The 26,803-nt window shown below is 72.1% G+C and carries 22 protein-coding genes; 7 read left to right on the plus strand and 15 right to left on the minus strand.

What is annotated here, in order from left to right; all coding sequences use genetic code 11:
• The first annotated feature begins 32 nt into the window (after positions 1-32).
• Positions 33-1,043 (plus strand): porphobilinogen synthase, encoded by a 1,011-nt coding sequence (gene hemB, locus AQJ11_RS43940; protein ID WP_014674189.1) that lies wholly within the window; start codon positions 33-35, stop codon positions 1,041-1,043.
• On the opposite strand, the gene AQJ11_RS43945 is transcribed toward hemB, so the two are convergent.
• Positions 1,033-1,758: a DUF4232 domain-containing protein gene (locus tag AQJ11_RS43945; protein ID WP_059267239.1), complete on the minus strand. Its 726-nt coding sequence runs from the start codon at positions 1,756-1,758 to the stop codon at positions 1,033-1,035. The two genes, hemB and AQJ11_RS43945, sit on opposite strands and share 11 nt — an antisense overlap.
• 201 nt (positions 1,759-1,959) lie before the next feature.
• Here AQJ11_RS43945 and AQJ11_RS43950 point away from each other — a divergent pair, with 201 nt between their 5' ends.
• Positions 1,960-3,372: a helix-turn-helix domain-containing protein gene (locus tag AQJ11_RS43950; protein WP_059267240.1), complete on the plus strand. Its 1,413-nt coding sequence runs from the start codon at positions 1,960-1,962 to the stop codon at positions 3,370-3,372.
• 10 nt (positions 3,373-3,382) lie between these two features.
• Here the strand turns inward: AQJ11_RS43950 and AQJ11_RS43955 are convergent, their stop codons facing one another.
• The gene (locus AQJ11_RS43955) at positions 3,383-4,207 is read right to left on the minus strand and encodes a DUF4253 domain-containing protein (RefSeq protein ID WP_059267241.1); all 825 of its coding nucleotides are present in this window, start codon (positions 4,205-4,207) and stop codon (positions 3,383-3,385) included.
• A gap of 80 nt (positions 4,208-4,287) precedes the next feature.
• On the minus strand, positions 4,288-4,677 hold the full coding sequence (locus AQJ11_RS43960; RefSeq protein ID WP_014674193.1) for a VOC family protein: 390 nt from the start codon (positions 4,675-4,677) through the stop codon (positions 4,288-4,290).
• A gap of 73 nt (positions 4,678-4,750) precedes the next feature.
• On the opposite strand from AQJ11_RS43960, the gene AQJ11_RS43965 reads away from it, so the two are divergent.
• Positions 4,751-5,749 (plus strand): helix-turn-helix transcriptional regulator, encoded by a 999-nt coding sequence (locus AQJ11_RS43965; protein ID WP_059267242.1) that lies wholly within the window; start codon positions 4,751-4,753, stop codon positions 5,747-5,749.
• Here AQJ11_RS43965 and AQJ11_RS43970 read toward each other — a convergent pair.
• The 4 genes from AQJ11_RS43970 to argS all read right to left on the minus strand — a co-directional run bounded on the left by AQJ11_RS43970 (position 5,724) and on the right by argS (position 15,509).
• Positions 5,724-6,773: a hypothetical protein gene (locus tag AQJ11_RS43970; protein ID WP_237280910.1), complete on the minus strand. Its 1,050-nt coding sequence runs from the start codon at positions 6,771-6,773 to the stop codon at positions 5,724-5,726. The genes AQJ11_RS43965 and AQJ11_RS43970 overlap by 26 nt on opposite strands.
• A complete protein-coding gene (locus tag AQJ11_RS43975) occupies positions 6,770-8,041 on the minus strand; it encodes a CHAT domain-containing protein (protein WP_014674196.1) in 1,272 nt (423 codons plus the stop codon). The genes AQJ11_RS43970 and AQJ11_RS43975 overlap by 4 nt, the downstream gene beginning before the upstream one ends.
• 6 nt (positions 8,042-8,047) lie before the next feature.
• Positions 8,048-13,519, minus strand: coding sequence for an FxSxx-COOH system tetratricopeptide repeat protein (fxsT, locus tag AQJ11_RS43980; protein WP_059267243.1), 5,472 nt, complete (start codon positions 13,517-13,519; stop codon positions 8,048-8,050).
• Positions 13,520-13,745: 226 nt separating this feature from the next.
• Positions 13,746-15,509 carry an arginine--tRNA ligase gene (argS, locus tag AQJ11_RS43985; protein ID WP_059267244.1) on the minus strand — a complete coding sequence of 588 codons (1,764 nt, stop codon included), beginning with the start codon at positions 15,507-15,509 and terminating at the stop codon, positions 13,746-13,748.
• 128 nt (positions 15,510-15,637) lie between these two features.
• Between argS and lysS the strand changes: the two genes are divergently transcribed.
• Entirely contained in the window at positions 15,638-17,377 is a 1,740-nt protein-coding gene (gene lysS / locus AQJ11_RS43990) for a lysine--tRNA ligase (protein ID WP_014674199.1), read from the plus strand.
• A 52-nt stretch (positions 17,378-17,429) separates the two neighbouring features.
• On the opposite strand, the gene AQJ11_RS43995 is transcribed toward lysS, so the two are convergent.
• The 3 genes from AQJ11_RS43995 to AQJ11_RS44005 all read right to left on the minus strand — a co-directional run bounded on the left by AQJ11_RS43995 (position 17,430) and on the right by AQJ11_RS44005 (position 20,730).
• Entirely contained in the window at positions 17,430-18,674 is a 1,245-nt protein-coding gene (locus AQJ11_RS43995; protein WP_208616768.1) for a DUF2637 domain-containing protein, read from the minus strand.
• A gap of 142 nt (positions 18,675-18,816) precedes the next feature.
• Positions 18,817-19,716 (minus strand): DUF3558 family protein, encoded by a 900-nt coding sequence (locus tag AQJ11_RS44000; RefSeq protein ID WP_175252231.1) that lies wholly within the window; start codon positions 19,714-19,716, stop codon positions 18,817-18,819.
• Positions 19,717-19,842: 126 nt separating this feature from the next.
• Positions 19,843-20,730 (minus strand): hypothetical protein, encoded by an 888-nt coding sequence (locus AQJ11_RS44005; protein ID WP_059267245.1) that lies wholly within the window; start codon positions 20,728-20,730, stop codon positions 19,843-19,845.
• Between the two features lie 213 nt (positions 20,731-20,943).
• Here AQJ11_RS44005 and AQJ11_RS44010 point away from each other — a divergent pair, with 213 nt between their 5' ends.
• Positions 20,944-22,137 (plus strand): RtcB family protein, encoded by a 1,194-nt coding sequence (locus tag AQJ11_RS44010; protein ID WP_059267246.1) that lies wholly within the window; start codon positions 20,944-20,946, stop codon positions 22,135-22,137.
• Here the strand turns inward: AQJ11_RS44010 and AQJ11_RS44015 are convergent.
• Positions 22,127-22,720: a TetR/AcrR family transcriptional regulator gene (locus AQJ11_RS44015; protein WP_244218667.1), complete on the minus strand. Its 594-nt coding sequence runs from the start codon at positions 22,718-22,720 to the stop codon at positions 22,127-22,129. The two genes, AQJ11_RS44010 and AQJ11_RS44015, sit on opposite strands and share 11 nt — an antisense overlap.
• Before the next feature lie 81 nt (positions 22,721-22,801).
• Between AQJ11_RS44015 and AQJ11_RS44020 the strand changes: the two genes are divergently transcribed.
• Entirely contained in the window at positions 22,802-23,647 is an 846-nt protein-coding gene (locus tag AQJ11_RS44020) for an SDR family oxidoreductase (RefSeq protein ID WP_059267248.1), read from the plus strand.
• Between the two features lie 10 nt (positions 23,648-23,657).
• On the opposite strand, the gene AQJ11_RS50240 is transcribed toward AQJ11_RS44020, so the two are convergent.
• The 4 genes from AQJ11_RS50240 to AQJ11_RS44035 all read right to left on the minus strand — a co-directional run bounded on the left by AQJ11_RS50240 (position 23,658) and on the right by AQJ11_RS44035 (position 25,661).
• A complete protein-coding gene (locus AQJ11_RS50240) occupies positions 23,658-23,819 on the minus strand; it encodes a hypothetical protein (protein ID WP_014674208.1) in 162 nt (53 codons plus the stop codon).
• On the minus strand, positions 23,816-24,592 hold the full coding sequence (locus tag AQJ11_RS44025) for an SDR family NAD(P)-dependent oxidoreductase (protein WP_014674209.1): 777 nt from the start codon (positions 24,590-24,592) through the stop codon (positions 23,816-23,818). Before AQJ11_RS44025 ends, AQJ11_RS50240 begins: the two co-directional genes overlap by 4 nt.
• 74 nt (positions 24,593-24,666) lie before the next feature.
• A complete protein-coding gene (locus AQJ11_RS44030) occupies positions 24,667-25,005 on the minus strand; it encodes a YnfA family protein (protein WP_059267249.1) in 339 nt (112 codons plus the stop codon).
• Between the two features lie 251 nt (positions 25,006-25,256).
• Positions 25,257-25,661 carry a winged helix-turn-helix transcriptional regulator gene (locus AQJ11_RS44035; RefSeq protein WP_014674212.1) on the minus strand — a complete coding sequence of 135 codons (405 nt, stop codon included), beginning with the start codon at positions 25,659-25,661 and terminating at the stop codon, positions 25,257-25,259.
• A 134-nt stretch (positions 25,662-25,795) separates the two neighbouring features.
• Between AQJ11_RS44035 and AQJ11_RS44040 the strand changes: the two genes are divergently transcribed.
• A complete protein-coding gene (locus AQJ11_RS44040; RefSeq protein ID WP_059267250.1) occupies positions 25,796-26,686 on the plus strand; it encodes an NADP-dependent oxidoreductase in 891 nt (296 codons plus the stop codon).
• The last annotated feature ends 117 nt before the right edge of the window (positions 26,687-26,803 follow it).

Raw genomic sequence — 26,803 nt, forward strand, 5'->3', positions numbered from 1 at the left:
GGCGCAGGCCCGGCGGGCGTAGCGTAGAGGGCATGACGAAGTACGGTTCCTTCCCCGGTACGCGTCCCCGACGGTTGCGCACCACCCCCGTCATGCGCCGCATGGTCGCCGAGACCCGGCTGCACCCCGCCGACTTCATCCTCCCGGCGTTCATCCGGGAGGGCGTCAGCGAGCCGGTGCCGGTCGCCGCGATGCCCGGCGTCGTGCAGCACACCCGGGACAGTCTGAAGAAGGCCGCGCTGGAGGCCGTGGAGGCCGGGATCTCCGGGATCATGCTGTTCGGCGTGCCGGAGGAGGCCAAGAAGGACGCCCAGGGCACCGTCGGCACCGATCCGGACGGGATCCTCCAGGTCGCCCTCCGGGACGTGCGGGCCGAGGTCGGCGACGACCTGCTCGTCATGTCCGACCTGTGCCTGGACGAGTTCACCGACCACGGGCACTGCGGGGTGCTGGACGCCGAGGGGCGCGTCGACAACGACGCCACCCTGGAGCGGTACGCCGAGATGGCCCAGGTGCAGGCCGACGCCGGCGCCCATGTCGTCGGCCCCAGCGGGATGATGGACGGCCAGATCGGCGTCGTCCGGGACGCGCTGGACCAGATCGGCCGCGAGGACGTCGCGATCCTCGCCTACACCGCCAAGTACTCCTCGGCCTTCTACGGCCCCTTCCGCGAGGCCGTCGCCTCCTCGCTCCAGGGCGACCGCAAGACCTACCAGCAGGATCCGGCCAACTGGCGCGAGTCCCTGCGGGAACTGGAGCTGGACCTCACCGAGGGCGCCGACATGGTGATGGTCAAGCCGGCCGGCCCCTACCTCGACATCCTCGCCCGGGTCGCGGACGCCGTGGACGTGCCCGTCGCCGCCTACCAGATCTCCGGCGAGTACTCGATGATCGAGGCCGCCGCCGAGAAGGGCTGGATCGACCGGGACCGGGCGATCTTCGAGACCCTGACCGGCATCAAGCGGGCCGGGGCGCGCAACATCCTCACCTACTGGGCCACCGAGGTGGCCCAGAAGCTGAGCCGTTCCCCGTTCACCAGTTGAGGGCGTCGTCCATCTCCTGCTGCCAGTACGTCACCTTCAGCGAGCTGTCGTAGTAGACGCCCTTGGCCGGCAGGGACGGCGTCGCGGACGGGCCCCCGCTGCTGTTCGGGGTGAGGCCCTGGAAGCCCACGGTCAGCTTCCGGGCCGTCATCCCGCCGGTGCCGCTGCCGTCGGCGGCCGACAGCAGCACACCCGCGTACCCCGACTCGCCGGGCGCCAGGGACACCACGGCCTGCGGCTGGGTGTCCCGGTCCGCCTGCGGCACCCACTGCATCTGGTCGAAGCGGAGCACCGGGTAGTACGGCAGCTCGCAGGTCTTGCCGCCGGTGTTCTTCACGGTGATGAGCATGTGGTTGAGGGGCCGGGCGACCGGCTGCGCGGTGACGGTAGTGTTCGCGCCGTTGCACAGCACCACCGAGGCGCCGGAGCCGCCGGAGGTGCCGGCGCGGGTGCCGCCCTGGGAGCCGCGCGTGGCGGGGGAGGCGCTCGGCCGTGGGTCGGGTGCGTGGGTACGGGTCACGGGCGTGCCGTTCGCCGTACGGCCGCCGGTGCCGGCCTGGGGCGTCTTCGACGCGGCCTGCTCCGCCGACGCCGTCGGGGTCGTCGGCAGGCCGGCGCCCTCGTCCTCGGTGCCGGTCCCGTTGCCGCCGCACGCCGTGAGCGCGAGGGCGGCGACGGCGGTGCCGGTGGCGGCGAGCAGACGGATATGGCGCATTCGCATGGCAAGTCCTCTTTCGGGCTGGGCCGGTTGACGTGCTTGGATGGCCACAGCCTGTGGGCGGGTCCGTCCCGGCGGCCAGCAGCGGCCGGGAATCCGGGACGCTGGAACGCCCACACCGGCTTTGACCTGCGGGAACAGTCCCTCCCTGGAACGCCGGGGTGGGACGAGGGGGACGGAGAAACGGTGTCGGGAGGCATGTCCGAGAGCGGTTTCGCCGAGCTGTTGCGGGAGTTGAAGAACCGCTCCGGGCACAGCTACGGCATGCTCGCCAAGCGGCTGCACATGAGTACGTCGACGCTCCACCGGTACTGCAACGGGGACGCCGTACCGGCGGACTACGCGCCGGTGGAGCGGCTCGCCCGGCTGTGCAAGGCCACGCCCGAGGAACTCGTGGAGCTGCACCGGCGGTGGGTGCTGGCGGACGCGTGGCGGGGGCGGAAGGAGCCGTCGCCGGGGACGGAGCCAGCGGCGGTGACGGAGCCGTCGGCGGTGACGGAGCCGTCGGCGGTGACGGAGCCGTCGGCGGTGACGGAGCCGGTGGCTGAACCCGGACCTGGGCCTGAGCCCGTCGCCGGACCTGAGACGGTGTCCGTGGCCGGACCCGAGCCCGAGCCCGAGGCGGTGCGGGCCCCGGCGGCCGGACCGGAAGCCCGGCCGGTGGCGGTGCCTGCTGCGCGTCGGCGCCGCCGTCCCGCCGCCCTCCTCGCCGCCCTGACCGTCACCGCGCTGCTCGGCACCGCGGCGGTCGTACTGAACCTGCCCTCCGGGCACTCCGGGGACGGAGAGCGGGACGGCCGGGACGTCAAGGGCACCGCGGCGACCTGGGGGGCCGCCGCCCGGGACAGCGCGTCGCCGGCGCCGACGGCCGGGAGCCCGGCGCCGCACCGGTCCGCCACCCGCTCGGCCTCGGCCTCGCCCTCACCCGAGGCCCGAGCTGCCCGCAGCGGAACCCCGGCGGGCGGCTCGGCCGCCGCCACGGCCGACCGGGTGACGGCCGCCTCGCCCCTCACCGTCACCACGCACCCCTTCAGCTGGGAGAGCCCCTGCTCCCAGCACTACCTGATCGACCGGCCGCCCACCGCCGTCGCCCCGCCACCGCTGGAGCAGGACGCGCCCGCCTGGGTGGACGTGCACAAGGCGGTCTCGGCGGGGGAGCAGTTCGTCACCTTCACCGTGCAGGGCACCGGCGAGGAGACCGTCGTCCTGGAGAAGCTGTCCGTGCGCATGGCGGGCAAGCGGTCCCCGCTCGCCTGGAACGACTACGCCATGGGCTATCCCGGCGTCGGCTGCGGCGGCGGTGTGCCGACCCACTCCTTCACCGTCGCCCTGGACGCGATGCGCCCCGCGCCCGTACCGGAGGCCGGGAGCCAGGACTTCCCGTTCAAGGTGAGCCGGTCGGACCCCGAGGTCTTCTACGTCACCGCGGACGCGTCCGCCTACGACGTCAGCTGGTACCTGGAGCTGTCCTGGTCCAGCGGGGACCGGCACGGCACGCTGGTGGTCGACGACGCCGGCCGGCCGTTCCGCACCAGCGGCAACAACGGCCGGCCCGCCTACGCCTTCCCCCTCGGCGGCGAGAAATGGGGACCGGCGTCGGAGACGAACTGACGCCGCCGGTTCACTCCCACCAGAAGGACCAGCTCGTGGCGCCGACCAGCTCCTTGGCGTACGCCCCCACGCTCCCCGGGCCGCTCTGCACCACGGCGTTCGGGCACAGGGCGTAGTGCTCGGCGGCCAGCACCTCGGCGACGTCGAGGGCGGTGGGCGGCGCCGCGACGGACACCACCAGGGCGTCCGGCCCGAGCGCCACCACCCGGACCCCGAACCGGTCCTCCCACGACCGCAGCACCGCGCAGACCCGGGCCACGTCGCCGTCGTGGTCCAGGGTGCCGGTCCAGCCGATCGCCGCCGGTATGTCGGCGGACCGGCGGGCCGGTACGAGGGCGAGGTGCGGCTCCTCCACCCACTCGGCCCACGTGCTCAGGTCCTGGTGCAGCGCGTCGGCGACCTGCGCGGCCCGGCTCTCCGGATCGGCGGCCAGGAGTCCGGCGGACGCGAGCCCCGGCCACTGGAGTCCGAACGGCTCGGTCTCCTCGCCGGCGTACCCGTCGGTCTCCTCCGCCCAGTACTCCGACAGCACCTCCTCGGCCTCGTGGTCCCCCGGGTACGACGCCTCGCCCGGCAGCAGCACCCAGTCCTCGGCCCCGGCCCGGCAGCCGGCCAGGTCCACCAGCACCGGCAGCAGCCCGGCACGGGACGCCGGCGCACCCAGCGCCTTCCAGGTGCCGGGCGAGGAGGGCTTCTCCGCGTGCCACAGCAGGGGCTCGTGCCAGGGGCCGTCGTCCGTCTCGTCCACCAGCCTGCCGGGCGGCAGCCGGAGGCCGAGGGAACGCCCACTGGGGTCGGTGGCCAGCTTGGGCAGCGGGTTGGGAAGAGTCGCCATACCGGTGACTGTAAGGCCCGCCACTGACAACGCCGTTGAGCTGCGCGGTCGCCCTGGCGGGCCGGTCGTCCGGCCCGGTGTCAGACCAGGGTCGTGATGCAGAACGGGTGCCCCGCCGGGTCCAGCAGGACCCGCCAGCGGTCCGGCTGCGGCTGGGTCTCCGGCTTGGTCGCGCCCAGCTTCAGCAGCCGCTCCTCGGCCGTGTCCAGGTCGTCCACACCCACCTCGATGTGGGCCTGCTTCTCCTGGGCCGGGTCCGGCCAGGTGGGGCGGCGGTAGTCGGCCAGGCGGTTGAAGCCCAGGCCCGGCGCGCCGTCCTTGCCGCCCAGGAAGACGAAGTCGTCGGAGGTGTAGGCGACGGAGAGGCCGAACATCTCGCCGTAGAAACGGGACAGTTCGACCGGGTCGGCGCAGTCGAAGGTGACGGCGGCATAGCGGAAGACGGGTGCGGAAGCGGTGTCTGTGCTCATGGGGACGACCGTAGGACGTGACCCGGACAGATACGGTCCTGGTCGTGCGGACCCGTGTGGAAAACTTCCGCCCGTGCTCAGCGCCTCCGCCCGCCTGCTCCGCCTGCTCGCGCTGCTCGCCGCCCGGCCCTCCTGGACCTGTGCCGAGCTGGCCGGGCACATGGCCGTCACCGACCGCACGGTCCGGCGGGACATCGCCAGGCTGCGGGAACTGGGGTACACCGTCGACTCCGACGCCGGCCCCTGGGGCGGTTACCGGCTCCGGGCGGGCTCGCGGGTGCCTCCGCTCATCCTGGACGACGAGGAGGCGCTGGCCGTGGCGGTGGGGCTGCGGGAGGCGGCGCTCGGCGGCGCGCTGGGCGGCGACCAGGCGGCCCTGTCCGCGCTGCTGAAGCTGCGGCAGGTGCTGCCGCCCCGGATCGCCGAGCGGCTGGCGCAGTGGGACGACGCCCTCGTACGGCTCGACTGGCCCGAGGAGCCACGCATCCGGCCCGGCATGCTGCTGGAGCTGGCCGCCGCCTGCCGGCGCGGTGAGCGGGTCCGGCTGTCGTACCGCGACGGACAGGACCGGCACACGGTCCGCGACGTCGATCCCTACCGGCTCGTCCACACCGGCCGGCGCTGGTACTTCGTCGCCCGGGACGTCGCCCGGGGCTGGCGGACCTTCCGCGCCGACCGGGTCGAACGGCTCCAGCCCACCGGCCGGCCCGTGGAGATCACCGACCCGCCGGACCCGGCCCGGCTCGTCTCCCGCAACACCGCCAACGGCCCCTACCCGATGTCGGCCACGATCCGGTTGCCGCTGCCCATGGCGGACGCGCTGCGGGTCGTACCCCCCACCGTCGGCACCCACCGCGCCGACGGCCCCGACGCCACCGTCGTGGACATCGGCGGCCCCGACCCGGACGGCCTCGCCCGCTACCTGCTGAGCCTCGCCACCCCCCTGCGCGTCCTCGCCCCGGCCGCCGTACGGGAGGCGCTGGCGCGGCGGGCGCGGGAGCTCGCCGAGGAGAACGCGGCCCGGGAACCGGCGCGGCCGACAGACGTCAGCGGGAGCGTTCCGCCAGTGTGAGCAACAGGTGGGCGGACTCGGCCCGCTGGAAGTCCGAGTGGGCGCCCGCGGGGGCGAGGCGGGTGAGCCTGCCGCCCCGGTAGAGCCAGCCGGCGTCCACGTTGACGATGCGGTGGTCCAGTGCCTGCTGCGGATACACGGCGTTCGTGGGGAGCAGCCGGGTGGGGAACGGGGGCACCGGAGCGGCACCGGCACCGGAGTGCCCGATGCCGGGGGCTCCCTCCGCGCGCAGGTGCCAGAAGCCCGTGGCCCGGTCCCAGCGGGAATGCGTCAGGACCAGCGGCCCCCGAAGCGGCGCGCCCAGGGTCTCCCCGGAGGGGAACAGCCTGGGGAAGTGGCGGAGGAACGCGTCGCGGGGAGCGGCCATCTGGAAGACCAGCATGCTGTCGACCGTGAAGGGCTGCCGGGGGTCCCGGGGGGTGCTCCAGCCGAGGACCGGGGGACGCGGCGGTCGTTCGGCCGCCCGCTGCACCGCCTCGCACAGGAACCGTCCGCCGAAGGAATGTCCCACGAGGTGCAGGTACTGCCCCGCGCGGTTGGCCAGGACCGAGGGGTGGGCCGGATTGGCGCGCCGGTCGTCCAGGTAGCCGAGCAGGTGGGCGAGCACGTAGGGCGCCTGGCCGGCGCCCTGGGCGCTCATCGCGTGCGCCCGGTCCCGGATCCTGCGGTAGCCCCGCAAGGAGGGCAGGCTGGAGGAGGGCCAGCGGACCACCACGCACCAGGGCCGGTAGCCCGCGGTCACGCCCGGATACAGCCCTGGCCGGGCGGACCGCAGGTCCAGCGCGTGCCGCAGCAGCCGCGCCGCGGTCTGGGTCGCCGTGCCGGGCGCGGTCTGCCAGCCGTGGACGTACACGTATATGTCGCTCGCCCAGGCGGGGATCCGCAGATGGCGTTCCAGATGCTCGCGGACCCTTGGGGCCGGTACCGGCACGCGGGTGCCCGGGACCTGGATCCTGCCCTGTTCGTCCAGGTCGATCTCCGCGGGCCGTGGCAAGGGCCTGGGGTTCTCCGGCGTGCGGGTCACGAGGAGAGGTCCAGTCTGCTGTCGAGGCCGCAGTGCAGCGAGTAGGTGAGGGCGAGGGGGTTGCGGAAGCCCTCGGCGAAACGGCGCACCAGTTCCAGGCTGATCTCCCCGGCCGTGTGGTTCCCGCTCAGGTAGAGGTTCAGGAACTCGTACGCGTACTCGCTCGCGAAGTCCTGGGGTATCTCGATCTGCGGTCCCAGCACACCGTCGGCCCCGAACTTGATGAGCGCCCGGCCGAGGTGTTCCAACTGGGGAGCGGCCGCCGGCTGTCCCGCGTGGCAGGCGTTGAGCAGGACGAACGGCTTGAAGCGGGTGCGCGCGGTGTAGTCGATGCGCCTGCGCCTGAGTTCGATGCTGTCGGCGTCGATGTGCTGCTCGTCGGAGAGCCGGAGCACCAGGTGCGGATGGGGCGAACCGTTGTCGACGAAATGACCGTGGCACCAGAAGTACATGAGGTCCTCGTCGAAATGCGCACCGGACAACGCTTCCAGGAGCGGGCCGGCCTCGGTGCGCACGGTCAGCCTGGAGCGTTCCTCCAGCAGTTTGCGCACGTCGGGTGCTCTGCCGACCGAGTCCAGCTGGGTGTCGGTGTTGAGGCTGGTGATCGCCTGGGCCCGGGCGCCCCAGGGGAAGTCGTACTCCGGCCAGGTGCCGCCGGTCTGTTCGATCTGGTGCCGGTGGCCGAGGAAGGAGCCCCACGGCCCGCCGTGGTCCCTCGGGTCCAGGGAGAGCATGGGCCAGGGCAGGTAGATGTCCGAGTCGAAGCTGATCCGCAGCGACCGCTCGCTGCCCAGGATGTCCGTGAACAGGGCCCGCAGCGAGCGCTCCTCGTGGGTGTCGCCGCCGAGCAGGCAGTCGAGCAGGTAGGCGCCCTCCTCGGCCATCTCGCCCGTCAGCCGGTCCATCAGACCGGCGTGCGCGGACAGGTCCGCGGACTCGGCGAGCGGGTAGCGGACCTCTCCGTCGATCGTCTCCGTGTGGCCGACCAGGCGGTCCCGCCACATCGTCCGCAGTCTCGCGGCCTTCCGCACCAGGGTCGGGGCCGTGATGGACAGGGAGGCACGGGGCGACCGGGTGCGCACCCGGGGCACGGCCGATCCCAGGATCAGCAGATCGAGGTCGCCTCCGTGGTCCTGGCGCAGCACGACGCTGAGGTCCAGCGGCTCACTGCGCGAGGGGTTCTTGTCCGAGCCGGTGCGCTGCCGCGGCAGCACCGTGTAGTCGAGCGAGGGATTGCTGCGTATGTCGACGGTCAGGTCCTGGGGCATGGTCGGTCAGTCTCTCCCCGGGGAACTCGGGACAGGGGGTGCGGGGACGTGGACGGTCGCCTCCAGGTCCTGTAGCACGAAGCCGTACTCCTGGTCGTAGACGGTGAAACGGACGCGATGCGCGCCGGGTTCCTTGGCGGTGAAGCCGAACCGGGCCGGCTCGCCCCCGGCCGTGTACTCCTGCGCGGCCGGCTCGATCACCGCTGCCGTGCGCGCTCCCGCCACCAACAGCAGCGGCGGCAGTTCCGGCGCCGCCGTGCCCCCGGAGCGTTCCAGCCACACCTCGATGGCCGCTTCCGTTCCGACGCCCGGGTCGTCCAGGAGGGTCATGCGCGGCAGCCAGGCGGGCCGCAGCCGGGCCAGCTGGGCGCGGAGCGCCTCCAGGCGTGGGTGGTCCGGCCCGAGCACACGCTCCCAGCGCGTCAGCAACTCGTCGTGGGACGGCTCCGCGTCGTGCTGTCCCGCCTCCGCGCGGACGAACGCCAGCATGGTCAGGCTGTCCAGCGTCTCCGGAGCATCGGGACCGAGGACGTGTTCGCGTCCGGCGTGCACCGCCCGCAGCAGCCGTTCGGCTCCTTCGGTGTCGCCCGCTTCGGCCATCGCGCGGGCCAGGCTCTCCGTCCAGGTGGGATAGCCGTCGTCGGCACGCTCCAGGCACACCATGACGACCGACCTGGCACGGTCGTCGGCGCTGCCGTCCGCCGCTTGCCGGTGAGCCTCGGCGATGCCCTCGGGAGTGCCGGGGAACCCCGAGTGTTCCAGCAGCCGGGCCCGGTCGGCGAGCGACGCCCGCTGGACGGCGAGGGCCCCCTCGGGGTCGTCCGCCTGGAGCAGCGCGTAGGCCAAGTGGTCCCGTAACTGGAGCGGGACGCGGTGGCGGGGGCCGTACACCCTCGCCGCGTCCTCGACGAGCCGTTCGAACCGGGCCACCGCTCGCCTCGGCGGGCCGAACTCGGTGGCCAGCAGCGCGAGACGGGCGCGGGCGTGCAGGGTCGTGGGGTGGTCCTCCGCCAGGGCGGTACGGCAGTCGCGGAGCAACTCCTCCATGACCGCGATCGCCCGCCAGTGATCACCCGCGTCCCGGCACGCGAAGGCCAGGTCCACTCGCCATTCGACGGTACTGGGGTGCAGGGGGCTGTGCAGCCGGAAGCCGTCGGCGACCAGCGAGTCCAGTTCGCCCACGGCCTCCTTGTAGGCACCGCGGAGCCGGAGGACCCGGGTGAGCGCGTCACGTGCGCTGAGCACGCTGGGGTGGTCGGCGTCCCGCACCCGTAGGAGATCGGCCAGCCGTTCCCGCTGGAGCCGGACGGACTGGGCGAAGTGCCCGGCCGCGCGGTGGGCGAACGCGAGCCTGCCCCGTGCCGTGAACGTGAGCGGGTGATCAGGTCCCAGGAAGCGGACGCAGTCGGCGACGAGCCGTTCGGACAGACGGATGGCCTCCGCGGTCTCGCCCGACCGCTGACGCACCAGGGCGAGGGAGAGCCGGGCGTTGAGCGTGTCGAGGTGGGAAGCCCCCAGTGTGCGTTCCAGGTCCTCCACCACTGCCACGGCATCGCGCACGGCGCCCGCGAAGTCGTCGGCGTCGAGCCGGGTGCGTGCCAGCCAGTGCCGTGAGGTGAGGACTTGCGGATGGTCGTGTTCCTGGACCTGGAGCCGCCGGGCCAGCCATTGCTCGCGGACCCGAACGGCCCGTTCGTGTTCGCCCGCGCTCCGGCAGGCGTTGGCGAGGTTCTCACCGGCGACGATCGTGGCCAGGTGGAGGGGGCCCTGGACGCGTTCGCGGTCCGCCACGAGCGCTTCGGACTCGGCGACGGCCCGGCTGTGTTCCTCTGCCAGTTGGTGCGCCAAGGCCAGCCACCTGCGGGCGAGCAGCGTCTTGGGATGGTCCGGGTGCCGCAGCCGCCCCCAGTCGTCGACGATCCGCTGGGACAGGAGCGCCGCCCGCCGGTACTCGCCCGCGTCACGGCAGGCGGCGGCGAGATCGTCGAGGGCGTCGAGGGCGTCGGGGTGATCGGCTCCGTTCAGCCGTGTCCGGGCGGTCCAGATCGCCTCGAACTCGGCGAGCGCGAGCCGGTGCTCCTCGGCCTCGCCGTACGACTGGGCGAGGCTTCGACGGGCGTCCAGCGTCTGCGGGTGGTCCTCTCCCTTGAGGCGGGTCCATCGGCTGATCACGTCCTCGAACAGGGACCTGGCCTCACCGTGGCGCTCGGCCGCCGCGTACGCGTGGGCGAGGTTCGCGCAGACCACGAGGGTGTCGGGATGGTCTTCGCCGAACACCCGCCGGTAGTCGGCCAGGAGCGAGGCGAACTCGTCGATCGCGCGCTGGTGGTGACCCGCGTACTTGTGGCCGAGCGCCACCTCGTTGCGTGCGATCAGGGTGATCCGGCTGTCCGCGCCGTGGAGCCGGACGCGGTCCCTGAGGACGTCCTCGTGGATCTCGATCGCCCGCCGGTATTCGCAGGCGGACCGCAGCGACCAGGCCAGCTGGTGCCTGGCCTCCAGCACAGCGGGGTGGTCGGCTCCCTGGATCCGCCGACGGTCCGCGACGAGTGCCTCCCACGCGGAGATCGAACGGTAGTACTCGCCGGCCAGCCGGTACGCCTCGGCGAGCCAGCCCCTGGTGTTGAGGACGTCCTGGTGATCCGCCCCCAGCGCCCGCTCCATCTCTTCGAGGAGCTCCCGGTACAGGCTGATCGCCGTGGCGTGGTCCTCGGCGGCGGAGTGCGCCCCGCCCAGCGCCCGGCGCGTGAGGTACACCTCCCGGTGCCCGGGGCCCAGGACGCGTACCTGGTCCGCCACCAAGGCGCGGAGCTCGGAGACGGCACGCTCCGGGGAACCCGCCAGCTGACGGCAGCGGGCCAGGCTCCACCGCGTGTCGAGGACCCGGGGGTGGTCGTCACCCATGATCCGGGTCCGGTCGCGCAGGACACGCTCGTACTGGGCGATGGCCTGGTCGTACTCGGAGGCGGCCTGGTACGCGTAGGCGAGGTTCTCGGCGGCGGTCAGTGTGGCGAGGTGGCCCTCCCCCTGAACGCGGGTGCGGTCGTCAAGGAGGTCCTGGAGCTCCACGATCGCCCGGGGGTGGTCCCCGGCCAGCTGCCGGGCGTAGGCGAGGGCGTTGCGGGTGGACAGTGTCTCGGGGTGCTCCGGGCCCCGGACCCTGGCGTAGTCCTCGACCAGGTGCTCGTACTCCGCGAGCGCCTGCGCGTAGTCCGCGAGGACCCGGTGGGCGTAGGCGATGTCCTCGCGGTAGTCGAGCGTGTCGGGATGGTCGGGGCCCTGGCACCGTTCGCTGTCCTCGGCCAGGGAGGCGAACTCCGGGAGGGCCGCGGCGGGGCCCTTGGCGTCCATCAGGGCGTAGGCCAGGCTCTGGCGGGTCTTCAGCGTTTCCGGATGGTCCTCGCCCTGGATGCGTCCGCGCTGGGCTCGCAGGGCCGTGTACAGGGAGACGGCCTGCTGTTGGTCGCCCGCCGCCTCATGGGCGGAGGCCAGCCAGCCCCTGCTCGTCAGGGTGTCGGGGTGGTCGGCGCCCAGGACCCGCTCCCGGTCGGCCACCGCCTGCTCGTACAGCCGCAGTGCGAGCCGGTGGTCGCCGGCCCTGAGGTGCGCGTAGGCCAGGTTGTTGCGGCTGGTGAGGGTGTCGGGGTGGTCGTCGCCGAGGACGCGCCGGCGGTCCGCGACCACGGCCTCGAACTCCTCCACCGCACGCCGGTGGCGACCTGCCATCTGACGCGCGTAGGCAAGGTCGTTGCGGCTGGTGAGGGTGTCGGGATGGTCGTCGCCGAGGACGCGCCGGCGGTCCGCGACCACGGCCTCGAACTCGCGCACGGCGGCCAGGACGTCGCCGGCCTTCCGGTACGCGTACGCGAGCCTGTGCCTGCCGGCCAGCGTTGACGCCGCGTCCCCGCCCGACAACCGTAAGCGGTCGCGGAAGGCTTCCTGGCACAGCCGCACGGCCCTGGCCGGGTCACCGGCCTTCGCGTGCAGCTCGGCCAGACGGTCCTGGTCGGCGAGGATGGCGCTGTCGTCCGCGGCCGGCAGCCGAAGCTGGTTCTCGACCACGCGCTCGACCAGGGGGATGGCCAGCACATGCTGCTCACGGGCGACGAGTTCGTCGGCTGCGCGCCGGTACATCTCGGTCACTTCGTGACGCGGAGTGCTCGAAGGCCCGGTCTTCGCCAGCGCCTGCACGTGCGGAAGCCACCGCTGCCAGACCCCCCGCTCCGCCTCGCCGTCCATGGCGGACGTGTCGGGGAGCGCCCTGGCCAGGGCCCGTTCGGCACGACCGCGGATGTCGGCCGCCCTGACGGAGGCCGCGGCACGGAGGGTCTTCTGCATCAGCCGGTGCAGCGAGACGGAGTCCCCGCCCACGCTGACCAGGTTGTAGTCGGCCAGCATCTCGACGGCGGTCCGTGCCTCGGCCTCGCTGTCCGCCAACGACAGCAGCACCCGCACCGGGAGCGCCTCGGGCGCGTACCAGGCCAGTGCCATCAACAGGTCCACAGCGACCGGGCAGCGCTCGCCGATCGCTCGCGAACTGGTCAGCCAGATCTGCGTGATGGCCCGGTCCAGTCCCTCGGACGGCGCCGTCGTCTCCAGTGCGTCGCCCGCAGCGGCGACCAGCTGCGAGCGGTAGGAGGCGAAGGACGTGCCGGTCTCGCGCACGTAGGCCGCGGCCTGCGCCAGGGCCAGGGGGAGATACCCCAGATCCGACGCCAGCAGGCCGGCCTGCCTCCGCTCCGCCGCGGTCGGGCGGCGATCGGGGAACGCCACGGTGCACAGCAGGTCGACGGCCAGGTGCGGGGACAGCACATCGAGGCTCACCAGGTGCGTACCAGCCCGCCATCCGGCCCGTCGGCGGCTCGTGACGAGCTGGTGGCCGCGACCGAAGAGCCGGCTGAGGTAGGGGTTGACGTGGAGCGGCTCGTTGACGTTGTCATAGACGACCAGCCAGCCGGGGTGGGCTTGCAGCCACCTCACGGCCCACTCGGTGCGCTCCCTGGCACCGGCGCCCAGCGCCCAGTCCGGGTAGACGCGAACGGCCAGATCGGCAAGAGCCGAAGCGATCTGCTCCTCGCTCTCGGCGGTGATCCACCACACCAACGAGTAGTCGTCAAGGTGCGCGTGCGCGTAGTGCAGGGCCAGCGTCGTCTTGCCCACACCGCCGAGACCGTGAACGGCCGCCGCCTGGCAGATCACGCCCGCGCCGGACGTCAGCGACTCACGGAGCCCCCGCAGAGCGTCCGTCCGGCCGATCAGACCGTCCCCGGCGGCCGGAAGGTTGTGCAGCCCTTCGGGCGCGGACAACCAGGTGATGGCCGCCCTCGCCGCGGCGGGGAGCACCACCGCGCGTTCTTCCAGATGCGGATTGCCGCCCGCCTCGATCGCTTTCACACGCCACAGCGCGGTCGCCCCATCGGCCTGCCCCAGCAGGTTCTCGGCGGTCAGCGAGCCCTGGGCGGCGATCATCGCGGTCATCGGACCCCAGTGCCGTCCATGACCGACAGGGAGGTCCCGGGACGAACGGAACCTGATTCAGGCGAGATCACCACGACCAACGAGCCCCCCGACGCCACCGCCCCACGCCCGCCAGAGTCTCCCGGCGGGCAACCAACCGTACTGAAACGGCTGCGAGTTGTCACGGCCGGTAGCCCCGCCCCCGCGCCCCGGGGATCGCGGGACGCGGGGCCGAGCGCGCGTAACGTCAGAGCTTCTCGGGCGTGCGGATGCCCAGCAGGGCCATGCCCCGGTGCAGGGTGCGGGCCGTGACGTCGCACAGGAAGAGGCGGTTCTCCACCTGCGCGGGGGTCTCGGCGCGCAGCACCGGGCACTTGTCGTAGAACGTCGTGTACAGCGACGCCACCTGGTACAGGTACGCCGCCAGCTTGTGCGGGGCGTACTCCGCGGCCGCCTCCCGCACCGTCTCCGCGAAGGAGTCCAGGTGCAGGCCGAGGGCGCGCTCGGCGTCCGCCAGGGCCAGCTCCGGGTGGGCCGCCGGGGAGACCTCGCCGGCCTTGCGCAGGATCGACTGGATACGGGCGTACGCGTACTGGAGGTAGACGGACGTGTCGCCGTTCAGCGAGACCATCTGGTCCAGGTCGAACTTGTAGTCCCGGTTCGCCGACGTCGACAGGTCCGCGTACTTCACCGCGCCGATGCCCACCTGGGCGCCCCGCTCGGCGATCTCCTCCTCGGACAGGTCCTGCGCCTTCTCCCGGACCACGGCCGAGGCGCGGTCGATCGCCTCGTCCAGCAGGTCGACCAGGCGGACCGTCTCGCCCTCACGGGTCTTGAACGGCTTGCCGTCCTTGCCGAGGACCGTGCCGAAGGCCAGCTGCACCGCCGTCACGTCGTCGTTCAGCCAGCCGGCCCGGCGGGCGGTCTCGAAGACCATCCGGAAGTGCAGGGCCTGCCGGGCGTCCACCACGTACAGCAGGGTGTTCGCCTTGAGGTTGAAGACGCGGTCGCGGATCGCGGAGAGGTCGGTGGCCGCGTAGCCGTAGCCGCCGTCCGACTTCTGCACGATCAGCGGGACCGGGTTGCCGTCCGGGCCCTTGATGTCGTCGAAGAAGACGCAGAGGGCGCCCTCGGAGCGGACGGCCACGCCCGACTCCTCCAGGAGGCGGCACGTCTCGGCCAGCATGTCGTTGTAACCGGACTCGCCGACGATGTCCGCGTCCCGGATCTCCATGTCCAGCTTCTCGAAGACGGAGAAGAAGTAGATCTTCGACTCGTCCACGAACCTCTGCCACATGGCGAGCGTGTGCTCGTCCCCGGCCTGGAGGTCGACCACCCGGCGCCGGGCCCGCGTCTTGAACTCCTCGTCGGAGTCGAACTTATTCCGCGCGGCCTTGTAGAGGCGGTCGAGGTTCGACATCGCCTCCTCACCCGTCACCCGGGCGTCCTTGTGGTCCAGCTCGTGCGGGTGCTCGTCCAGGTACTGGATGAGCATGCCGAACTGGGTGCCCCAGTCGCCGATGTGGTGCCGGCGGACCACGTTCTCGCCGGTGAACTCCAGCAGCTGCACCACCGAGTCGCCGATCACCGCACTGCGCAGGTGACCGACGTGCATCTCCTTCGCCACGTTCGGCTGCGCGTAGTCGATCACCGTCGTACCGGGCTGCTCCGCGTACGGCACACCGAGGCGGCCCGTCTCGTCCGCGTACCGCGCGGCCAGGTTCCCGGTGATCGCCTTGTCCGCGATCGTGATGTTCAGGAAGCCGGGCCCGGAGACCTCGACGTCCTCGATCACGTCACCGGTCACCACCTGGGAGACGACCTGGGCCGCCAGCTCCCGGGGGTTCGCCTTCGCCTTCTTGGCCAGGGCCAGGATGCCGTTGGCCTGGAAGTCGGCCCGGTCGCTTCGTCGCAGCAGCGGGTCCGCGCCGGCGGCCTCGGGCAGGGTGGCCGAGAGGGCGGACGCGAGGTGCTGCTGGACGTTGTCGCTGAGGGACGTGACCGAGGCCATAGGAATGGGTGCCGTTCTCCTCGTGGGGATGGATAGACCCGCCCAGTATCCCACGGGGGGTAAAGCCGTTTTCCCGGGCGCGATCCGGTCTGTGAGAATGGAGTGTCACCCCGTTCAGAAAGAAGGACGTGCCGATCGTGGCTCAGAGCACCGAGACCACCGACTGGGTCTCCCGTTTCGCGGATGAGGTCATCGAGGAGTCGGAGCGCCGGGCCCCGGGCAAACCGGTCGTCGTCGCGTCCGGACTCTCCCCCTCCGGTCCCATCCACCTCGGCAACCTCCGCGAGGTCATGACCCCGCACCTCGTCGCCGACGAGATCCGCCGCCGCGGCCACGAGGTCCGGCACCTGATCTCCTGGGACGACTACGACCGGTACCGCAAGGTCCCGGCCGGCGTCGCCGGCGTCGACGAGTCCTGGGCCGAGCACATCGGCAAGCCGCTGACCTCCGTCCCGGCGCCGAAGGGCTCGCCGCACCCGAACTGGGCCGAGCACTTCAAGGCCGCGATGATCGAGTCGCTGGCCCAGCTCGGCGTCGAGTTCGACGGCATCAGCCAGACCGAGCAGTACACCTCCGGCGCCTACCGCGAGCAGATCCTGCACGCCATGAAGCACCGGAACGAGATCGACGCGATCCTCGACCAGTACCGCACGAAGAAGGCCCCGAAGAAGCAGCAGCAGAAGCCCCGGGACGAGGCCGAACTGGAGGCCGAGGAGGGCTCCGGCGCCGCGTCCGAGGACGACGGCAGCTCCGGCTCCGCCGGGTACTTCCCGTACAAGCCGTACTGCGGCAACTGCGGCAAGGACCTGACGACGGTCACCTCCTACGACGACGACAGCACCGAGCTGTCGTACACCTGCACCGCCTGCGGCTTCGCCGAGACCGTCCGGCTCAGCGAGTTCAACCGCGGCAAGCTGGTCTGGAAGGTCGACTGGCCGATGCGCTGGGCCTACGAGGGCGTGATCTTCGAGCCCAGCGGAGTCGACCACTCCTCGCCGGGCTCCAGCTTCCAGGTCGGCGGCCAGATCGTCGGCATCTTCGGCGGCGAGCAGCCCATCGGCCCCATGTACGCCTTCGTCGGCATCTCCGGCATGGCGAAGATGTCCTCTTCGCGGGGCGGGGTCCCCACCCCGGCCGACGCGCTGAAGATCATGGAGCCGCAGCTCCTGCGCTGGCTGTACGCCCGCCGCCGCCCCAACCAGTCCTTCAAGATCGCCTTCGACCAGGAGATCCAGCGGCTCTACGACGAGTGGGACAAGCTCGCCGCCAAGGTCGCCGAAGGCTCCGCTCTGCCCGGCGACGTGGCCGCGTACACCCGCGCCGTCGGCACCGCCGCCGGTGAACTGCCGAAGACGCCGCGACCGCTGCCGTACCGCACGCTCGCCTCCGTCGCCGACATCACCGCCGGACACGAGGACCAGGCCCTGCGCATCCTCTCCGAGCTCGACCCGGAGCAGCCGCTGGCCTCCCTGGACGAGGTACGGCCCCGGTACGACAGGGCCGAAGCCTGGATCAACACGCACGTCCCCGCCGACCAGCGGACCATCGTGCGCGACGAGCCCGACGCCGAGCTGCTGAAGTCCCTCGACGAGGCCTCCCAGCAGTCCGTGCGCCTGCTGCTCGACGGACTCGCCGACCACTGGTCGCTCGACGGACTGACCCACCTCGTGTACGGCGTGCCCAAGGTGCAGGCCGGGTTCTCCGCCGACGCCACGCCCAAGGAACTGCCCGCCGAGATCAAGACCGCTCAGCGGACGTTCTTCGCCCTCCTCTACCACCTGCTCGTCGGCCGCGACACCGGGCCCCGGCTGCCCACGCTGCTGCTGGCCGTGGGACAGGACCGGGTGCGGCGCCTGCTCGGCGAGTAGAACGGCATGAAGAAGGGGCCCTCCGCCGGCGGAGGGCCCCTTCTTCATGCCGTCACGCGATGTGGTCCTCTTCCAGCTCCGCGTTGAAGCGGTTGGTGAAGCGGTTGACCATGCGGTCCGCGTCGCGCGGGGGCAGCGTGATCCCGTACGTCGCCTCCACCGCCTCGCCGAACTGGTGCGGAGTGGGGAAGCTGCCGTCGATCGACTTGCGGAAGACCTGGTAGTAGTCCTCCTCCGTCGGGTCCGGCTGGGGGGTGCCCCCGCCCTCGCCCAGCTCACGCGTGCGGTTCGGACCCACCGGAATGGGGAAGCTGCCCGTCTCCTCCGGGGACGGCTGCTGGAACTGCTCCGGGGGCTGGTCCTCGTACCAGTCCTCGTACTGCTCCTCGGGGGCGTACTGGGGTTCCTGGAGCATGGGATCGTAGGTGGGGTCGTAGCCGCCGTGGTACTCGACCTCCCGGGGGGTCTGGAACCAGGGGCTCTGCTCGTCCACCGCAGGCTCGTCCGGGTGCCGCTCGCTCGGCGGCGCGGCCTGCCGGGGGACGGGCGCCGCCCCGGCGGGACCAGGGCCCGCGACCGCGGTGCGCGCCGCCGCCTCCAGCTGCGGCTGGGGAGCCGGAGGCAGCAGGACCGGTTCGATGCCCGCCGCCGCCAGACCCGCCGGAGCCGTCTCCGCCAGGGGAACGCCGTACCGTGCCAGCCGCAGCGGCATCAGGGACTCCACCGGGGCCTTGCGGCGCCAGGTACGGCCGAAACGGGACCGCAGACGGGCCTGGTAGACGAGACGTTCCTGCTCCAGCTTGATGACCTGGTCGTAGGAGCGCAGCTCCCACAGCTTCATACGGCGCCACAGCAGGAACGTGGGCACCGGGGAGAGCAGCCAGCGGGTGAGGCGGACCCCCTCCATGTGCTTGTCGGCCGTGATGTCGGCGATCCGGCCGATCGCGTGCCGGGCCGCCTCGACCGCCACGACGAACAGCACCGGGATCACCGCGTGCATCCCGACACCCAGCGGGTCCGGCCAGGCGGCGGCGCCGTTGAACGCGATCGTCGCCGCCGTCAGCAGCCACGCCGTCTGGCGCAGCAGCGGGAAGGGAATCCGGATCCAGGTCAGCAGCAGGTCCAGGGCGAGGAGGACACAGATGCCCGCGTCGATGCCCACCGGGAACACGTAGGAGAAGTTCCCGAAGCCCTTCTTGACGGCCAGCGCACGGACGGCCGCGTACGAACCGGCGAAGCCGATGCCGGCGATGATCAACGCGCCGGTCACGACCACACCGATCAGCACGCGGTGCATCCGAGTCAGCTGCAGTGGCGCGGCCACTCGTACTCCCCTCCCCTTGCGTGTTGTTGCGCGCAACAGAGTGGCACACGTGTACGGCGAACGTGGTGCCGGTCAGCCGCCACGGCCCTCCGCCAGCCGCGCCACAGCCCTCCGGTCAGCTGTCCTTCGCGGCCGACGCGGACGCGGACGCGTCGGCGGAGGCCGACTTCGAAGGGGACTTCGAAGGAGCCCCGGAAGACGACGCCGACTTCGAGGGAGACGCCGGCGAAGTAGCGGTACCACCCGCCCCGTTGGCCGACGACACCGACGCCACGGCCTCCTTCAGCGCCTTCTCCGCGGCCTTCGTCAGGTCGTCGGCGTCCGGCGTCTTCTCACCCGCGAGACCGGCACCGTTGTAGTCGACCGTCACGACGACGTTCTCCACCCGGGCCACGACCGTCTGCTGCTTGAACAGACCTTCCTTCTTCTTCAGGTCGTAGCGCACCGCCGTCGCCTCCGCGCCGGTGCCGGACAGCGGTATCGCCTTGGTGTCCTTCGCACCGTCCACCGCCTGCGCGTCCTTCACCTGCCGGGCGTAGTACGTGTGCGCCTGCTCGTCACCGGAACCGCGCGTGACGTCCGAGTCGAAGCGGAGCAGCGAGACGTTCAGCCAGCGGAACTGGGAGCCCTTGACGCCGTTGTTGTCCAGACTGTTCCACGAGCAGGAGGCACGCGACGACGGCTCGTCCGAACTGCCCTTCTTGCCGGACTTCCCGCTCTTCGGGACCAGATCGCCCAGCGTCTTCTTCGACAGCACCGCGCACGCGTCGGGAAGTTTCCCGTACGCCGCCGCCCGCACCGTCGGCGACGCGCTCACCGACGGCCGCGCACTGCTGCTCCCCGCCGACTGCCCGCCGCTGCCGCCACTCGACGGCTTGGAGTCACCCGAGTCGGAGGAGCACGCCGCGGTGATCAGCACCGCGGGAACGGCTGCCGCGCAGACAAGAACGCGGCGCAGGCGCATGGCTCGCTGGTGTCGCTGGGCACGGTCGTCTCGCTGGGCTGCTCGCTGCATGGTTCCTTCACTCATGACGCTCGGTGTTCGTGCGGGTTCCTGCGGGGCCACGGTACGCGGTGAAGGACCTGTGCGGTCTTCGTTCGCGCGCTCCGCGGGCGCGGGCGGACGGGACCGGCGAGACCGTCAGCCGCCCAGCGCGTCATCCAGCCGAGAGGCCAGATTACGGGCCCTGTCCTGCATTTCCTTGCTGTCGGGGACCGTTCCCATGGCCATCGGCTGCTCCTCGTACTGGAGGGTGACGATGACGTTGGACGTGCGGAACACCACAGTCACCGTCCGTTGTTCGGCCGTCGAACCGGACGTACTGAGCTGGTCGTCCAGATACGCCTCGTCACCGACGTCGGTCAGCACGCGTGGCTGGAGGTCGCTGAGCGCGGCACCGGACGACGCGTCGGAGGGCCCGGAGGAGCCCGAGGAGGCGGGGGAGTTGGCGGAAGAGGACGTCGCCGAGCCCGGCGAGGCCGCACCACCCGGGGAGCCCTTCGCCGACGAGGACGCGGACGCGGACGAGGACGCGGTGGGCGTCGGGGACGAGGGCGGCGGCGCCGAGGAGGTCGCCGGCGCCGGGAGGTCGGCGGCCGTCTCCTTCTCCAGGAACAGCCTCTGCGCCTGGTCGTCGTCGCTGACCGTGTTGTCGTACGACACCACGCGCTCGAAGTCGACGGACAGCCGGTCCGTGGCCTCGGCCGACTCGACCTTCCAGCGGCAGCCGACCTTGCGATCGGTGTCGTAGGTGAGCGCGGCCTCGCCCTGGTACGCCTTGTCCCGCTGCGCCGGGTCGGTGATCTGCTGGATGCCGGGCAGCAGCGCGTCCAGGGCGTCGTGACCGACCGCGCCGCAGGGCTCGGGGAGCGTGCGGTACCTGCCGGGCTGGGCGGCGGCGGTGGCCGAGCCGGCGTCGCCCGGGTTGGCGTTGTCCGTCGGCCCCTCGTCCCCGGAGCCGCTCGTGCAGCCGGCCAGCAGCGCCGCGAGGAGGGCGGCGGTGCCGGTTACGTACGCCTTCCGCTGCACGGTCGGGCTCCTCTCGACGGTCTGTGATCGCTGGTGCTCCAGTGTCCCCGCTGGTTATTCGCTTGCCGCGGCGGGGCGTCCCCTGGAGACAATGTGTATCGCACGCACTGCCGTGGACGCCGGTCCCTTGTCCCTTTTCATCGACCTTGGCGCCGCTTTTGCGTTTTGTCGCTTTCAGTCTTTTGTTATCGCTTCCGGGGGAATGGGGAACGTATGTCGTACGTGGAGATGCCGGGCGCCAAGGTCCCGATCCGGATGTGGACGGACCCGGCGACGGTCGAGGACGTGGCCCTGCGCCAGCTCCAGAACGTGGCGACCCTGCCGTGGATCAAGGGCCTGGCCGTGATGCCGGACGTGCACTACGGCAAGGGCGCCACGGTCGGCTCGGTCATCGCGATGCGGGGCGCGGTGTGCCCGGCGGCGGTCGGGGTGGACATCGGCTGCGGGATGTCGGCGGTGCGGACGTCCCTGACGGCGAACGACCTCCCCGGGGACCTGTCGCGACTGCGGTCGAGGATCGAGCAGGTGATTCCAGTGGGGCGGGGGATGCACCAGGATCCCGTGGAGCCGGGGGACTTCCACGGGCTGGCCACGGCGGGGTGGGAGGAATTCTGGGGGCGGTTCGAGGGGGTGGCGGAGGCGGTGCACTTCCGCAAGAGTCGAGCAATCGGACAAATGGGGACACTTGGATCCGGGAATCACTTTGCAGAAGTTTGCATAAGCGAAGATGATTCGGTCTGGCTCATGCTCCACTCCGGCTCCCGGAACATCGGCAAGGAACTCGCCGAGCACCACATCGGTGTGGCTCAGAAGCTCCCGCACAACCAGGGTCTCGTCGACCGGGACCTCGCCGTCTTCGTCGCGGACACCCCGCAGATGGCGGCCTACCGCAACGACCTGTTCTGGGCGCAGGAGTACGCCAAGTACAACCGCACGCTCATGATGGCGCTCCTGAAGGACGTGATCCGCAAGGAGTTCAAGAAGGCGAAGCCGACCTTCGAGCCGGAGATCTCCTGTCACCACAACTACGTGGCGGAGGAGCGGTACGACGGCATGGACCTGCTGGTGACCCGCAAGGGAGCGATCCGGGCCGGCTCCGGCGAGTACGGGATCATCCCGGGTTCGATGGGTACCGGCTCGTACATCGTGAAGGGGCTCGGGAACGAGAAGGCATTCAACTCGGCGTCGCACGGCGCCGGTCGACGGATGAGCCGCAACGCGGCTAAGCGGCGCTTCTCGACGAAGGACTTGGAAGAGCAGACAAGGGGCGTGGAGTGCCGCAAGGACTCCGGTGTCGTGGACGAGATCCCGGGCGCCTACAAGTCGATCGACCAGGTCATCGACCAGCAGCGGGACTTGGTCCAGGTCGTGGCGAAGCTCAAGCAGGTCGTCTGCGTCAAGGGGTGACCTGGAGGGAGTCCAGCCAGCGCAGCAGGCGGGCTCCCTCCTTCGTCATGATGTCCGGGTCGCGCAGGGCGTTGGTCAGGAGGGACATGCCCTGGTAGGCCGCGATCAGGGTGAGGGCGTGGTCGTCGGGGTCGGGGACGCCCCAGGTGCGGAACTGGCCGGCGGTCCAGTCCAGGAGGCGGCGGATCACCGCGCCGGCCTCCGCGTCCAGTGTGCCGTCCGCGCGTTTGTCCAGTTCGACGGCGAGGGTGCCGGTGGGGCAGCCGTGGCGGGCGGCGGTCTCGCGCTGGGCGGTCCAGGCCTCGACCAGGGCCTTGAGGCGGTCGCGGGGGGTCGCCAACCGGTCCAGTTCGGCGGTGAGTTCGTCGAGGTGGGCGCGGTGTTCCGCGAGTGCGGCCCGGACCAGTTCGTCCTTGGTCTTGAAGTAGTAGTAGACGTTGCCGACCGGGACGCCGGCCTCGTGGGCGATGTCGGCGAGGGTGGTGCGCTCGACGCCCTGCTCGTGCAGGACGCGGGCCGCCGCCGCCGTGAGTCGCCGGCGCTTCTGTGACGCCTGTGCCCGCCGGTCCACTGAGTTTGTCACCTGACTGACTATAGACAGCCGGGGGTGGGGATCTGCTAGGTTCCCGGTTAGTTAGCTGACTAACTCAGTAGGGAGTTCACGATGATCGCTGTGACCGGTGCCACCGGGAACGTCGGGCGTGTGCTGGTGGAGCTGCTGGCGGGGGCCGGTGAGGAGGTCGTGGCCGTGTCGCGGCGGCCGGGAAGCGCGCCGCCCGCGCCCGGGGTGCGGTGGGTCCCGGGCGGGGCCGGGGACGCGGCGGGCCTGCGGGCCGCCGTCGACGGTGCCCGCGCCGTGTTCCTCGTCCTGGGGGGCGAGCTGAACTTCCGGGGGGAGAGCCCCGACGCCCTGCTCGATGCGGTCGCGGACGCCGGGGCCGAGCGGATCGTGCTGGTGTCCTCGCAGGTCAGCGCCACCCGGCCCGACGCGCCCTCGCACGCCCGGCTGCGGGCCTTCGAGGCCGCGGTACGCGCGTCCGGGCGGGAGTTCACCATCCTGCGCCCCGGCGGATTCGCCTCCAACGCCCTCGCCTGGGCCGATGCGGTCCGCGCCGAGCGCACCGTCTTCGCCCCCTTCGGCGATGTCGCGCTGCCCGTGGTCGACCCGGCGGACATCGCCGCCGTGGCCGCCGCCGCACTGCGCGAGGACGGGCACGCCGGCCGGGTGTACGAGCTGACCGGGCCCGAGCCCATCAGTCCGCGCGAGCAGGCCGGGGTCATCGCCGCGGCCCTCGGCGAGGAGGTGGCCTTCGTCGAGCTGTCCCGTGAGGCGGCGCACGCGGGGATGGCGCGGTTCCTGCCGGAGCAGGTCGTCGCCGGCACCCTGGACGTCCTCGGCGCACCGCTGCCGGCCGAGCGCAGGGCGAGCCCGGACGTGGCGGCGGTCCTGGGGCGCCCGGCCGCACCCTTCGCCGCGTGGGTCGCGCGGAACCTGCCGGCGTTTGCCTAGGCCCGGCGGGCTACTTCGCGTGCCGTACGGCGTAGATCATGATGAACGCGATGAAGTGGATGCCGAAGAGGAAGTACGCCAGGAAGTACCAGACCTGGCGTTCGTTCTTCGTCTCCTGTGCCAGGCGCCGCTTCTCGAAGGTGTCCTCCGCCGGGGAGTTCTCGTCCGTCACCGCTCCCGGTGCACCTTCGTGTTGGACGCCTGGGCGCGCGGGCGCAGGATCAGCAGGTCGACGTTGACGTGGCTGGGGCGGGTCACCGCCCAGGTGATCGTCTCGGCCACGTCGTCCGCGGTGAGGGGCTCGGCGACGCCCTCGTACACCTTCTCGGCCCTCTCGGTGTCCCCGCCGAAGCGGGTGAGCGCGAACTCGTCGGTCTTGACCATGCCGGGGGCGATCTCGATGACCCGGACCGGTTGGCCGACGATCTCCAGGCGGAGGGTCTCGGCGAGGACGTGGGCACCGTGCTTGGCGGCCACGTAGCCGGCGCCTCCCTCGTAGGTGCCGTGGCCGGCGGTGGAGGAGACGACCACGACCACGCCGTCGCCGCTCGCGACGAGCTTCGGCAGCAGCGCCTGGGTGAGGTTCAGGGTGCCGATGACGTTCGTCTCGTACATCGTGCGCCAGTCCGCCGGGTCGCCGGTGGCCACCGGGTCCGCGCCGAGGGCGCCGCCGGCGTTGTTGACCAGGACGCCGATCGTCTCGAAGGCGGTGGCGAACTCGTCCACGGCGGCGCGGTCGGTGACGTCCAGCTGGTAGGCCACGGCGGAGTGGCCGGCCTTGGTCAGTTCCTCGGCCAGGGCCTCGATGCGGTCCTTGCGGCGGGCGGTGAGGACGACGCGGTAGCCGGCCGCGGCGAGCTGCCGGGCCGTGGCGGCGCCGATGCCGCTGCTCGCGCCGGTGACGACGGCGATGCGGGAGGCGGCGGACGGTGCGGAGGTGGCCATGGCTGCTCCTGGGGCTGCGGCTGGGCGGTCGGTCGAGCGGTTCGGTCGAGCGTTCCGTCCAGCGTAAGTGAGCCTCAGCCGCCGGTTCTCGGCGCCCACATGATGACGGCCATCCCGGCGAGGCAGATCAGCGCGCCGGTGAGGTCCCAGCGGTCGGGGCGGTAGCCGTCCGCGACGACGCCCCACAGGATCGAGCCGGCCACGAAGATCCCGCCGTAGGCGGCGAGGATGCGGCCGAAGTGGGCGTCCGGCTGGAAGGTGGCGACGAAGCCGTACGCGCCGAGGGCGAGGACGCCTCCGGTGATCCACAGCCAGCCCCGGTGTTCCCGCACGCCCTGCCAGACCAGCCAGGCGCCGCCGATCTCGAACAGCGCGGCGACGACGAACAGGGCGGCGGAGCGGAGGATCGGCATGGGGGCAGCTTCGCACGCCGTTTCCGCGTCACCGGGGGGAGGGCGCGTCACCTGGTGGGAGGGTGCCCGGCGGGCGGCCCGCGTGGCAGGCATCCGTACGGCGGCCGGGGATACGGCGGTGCGGTCACGGGGGAGGAGGGGTGAGGCCAGGCGGATGCGGGCCTGGGTGGCGACAAGGTGGAGGCGCTGCTTTTTCCGCGCGACAACAGCCCCACCGCCGTCACGGTCCGGCTGCGGGAGCCTCCGTCGGCTCAGGCGGGGTTCTCGGCGTCGTAGCGTTCGCGGGCCTCGCGGACCTCGTCGAAGTGGGTCTCGGCCCAGGTCTTCACGGCGGTGAGCAGGCCGGCGAGGCCGGTGCCGAGCGGGGTGAGCGCGTAGTCGACGCGGACCGGGACGGACGGGGTGACCGTGCGGCTGACGATGCCGTCCCGCTCCAGTGTGCGCAGGGTCTGGGTGAGCATCTTGGGGCTGACGCCGGCGATCTTGCGGCCGAGGTCGCTGTAGCGCAGGGGGCCGGTGGAGAGGGCGGCGACGACCAGGCTGACCCATTTGTCGCTGAGCCGCCCGAGGAGCTGGTTGGTGGGGCAGTTGCGCAGGAAGGCGTCGTAGTCGGCGCGGGCCTGTTCGCGGCGCTGGGCGGCGGACATGGTCGCCATGGGCTCTCCTCCGGGTCGGCTACGCACTCTCAGGTAACTACTTACCTGTGGATAGTAGCTCTCCTACGGTGGGTCGTGCGGCCGGAACGGTGCCGCGGAATCCGTCAACTGCCTTAGGGCTGAGGAGAGTTGTCATGCGTGCTGCTGTGGTGAGGGCGTTCGGCGGTCCGGACGCGGTGGAGATCGCCGAGGTTCCGGTGCCGGAGCCGGGGGCCGGGCAGGTGCGGATCAAGGTGGCCGCGGGCGCGCTGAACCCCGTGGACGCCGGGGTGCGCGCCGGGTTCTTCGGTGGGGCCGGCAAGACGCTCGGGCTCGGCTGGGACGCGGCCGGGACGGTGGACGCGGTCGGGGTGGCCGCCGCCTGGCACGTGGGCGACCCGGTGGTGGCGCTGGTGCCGGGGGTGTCCGACCCGCTGGGCGCGCACGCCGAGTACGTCGTCGTGGACGCGGACGCGGTGGCGAAGGCGCCGGCCACGGTGGACGCCGTGCACGCGGGGACCCTGCCGCTGAACGGGCTGACCGCCGTCCAGGCGCTGGACCTGCTGGGCCTGGCGCCGGGTGCGTCGCTGCTGGTGACCGGGGCGGCGGGTGCGGTCGGCGCCTTCGCCGTGCAGCTCGCCGCGCACCGGGGGATCGAGGTGACCGGGCACGCCCGGGCGGGCGACGAGGAGCTGGTGCGGTCGCTGGGGGCCGCGCACTTCACGGCCGAGGGCGTCGGGCCGGGGAGCGTGGACGCGGTGCTGGACGCGGCGGTGCTCGGTGAGCCGGCGCTGGAGTGGGTGCGGGACGGGGGCGTGTACATGGGGGTGCGGCCCGGGGCGTACCCGGCGTCGGTGCGCGGGGTGCGGACGGGGGCCGTGGCGGTGACGGCGGACGGGGCCCGGCTCGCGGAGCTGGTGCGGCTGGTGGACGAGGGGGTGCTGACCCTGCGGGTGGCCGGGACCTTCGCCCTGGAGGACGCGGTCGAGGCGCATGCCCGGCTCGCGGAGGGCGGGGTGCGGGGGCGGGTGGTGCTGGTGCCGTAGGGGTCGAGGAGGGCGCGCGGGAGGGTGCGGGGGAGGGGGCTGGAATACGCGGGGTGGGGTGGCCGTTGGAGGGGTATAGTTGAACGGTCAACAACCTGGAGGGTGAGCGACCATGCA

Source organism: Streptomyces corchorusii, from assembly GCF_001514055.1.
GTDB lineage: Bacteria > Actinomycetota > Actinomycetes > Streptomycetales > Streptomycetaceae > Streptomyces > Streptomyces olivaceoviridis.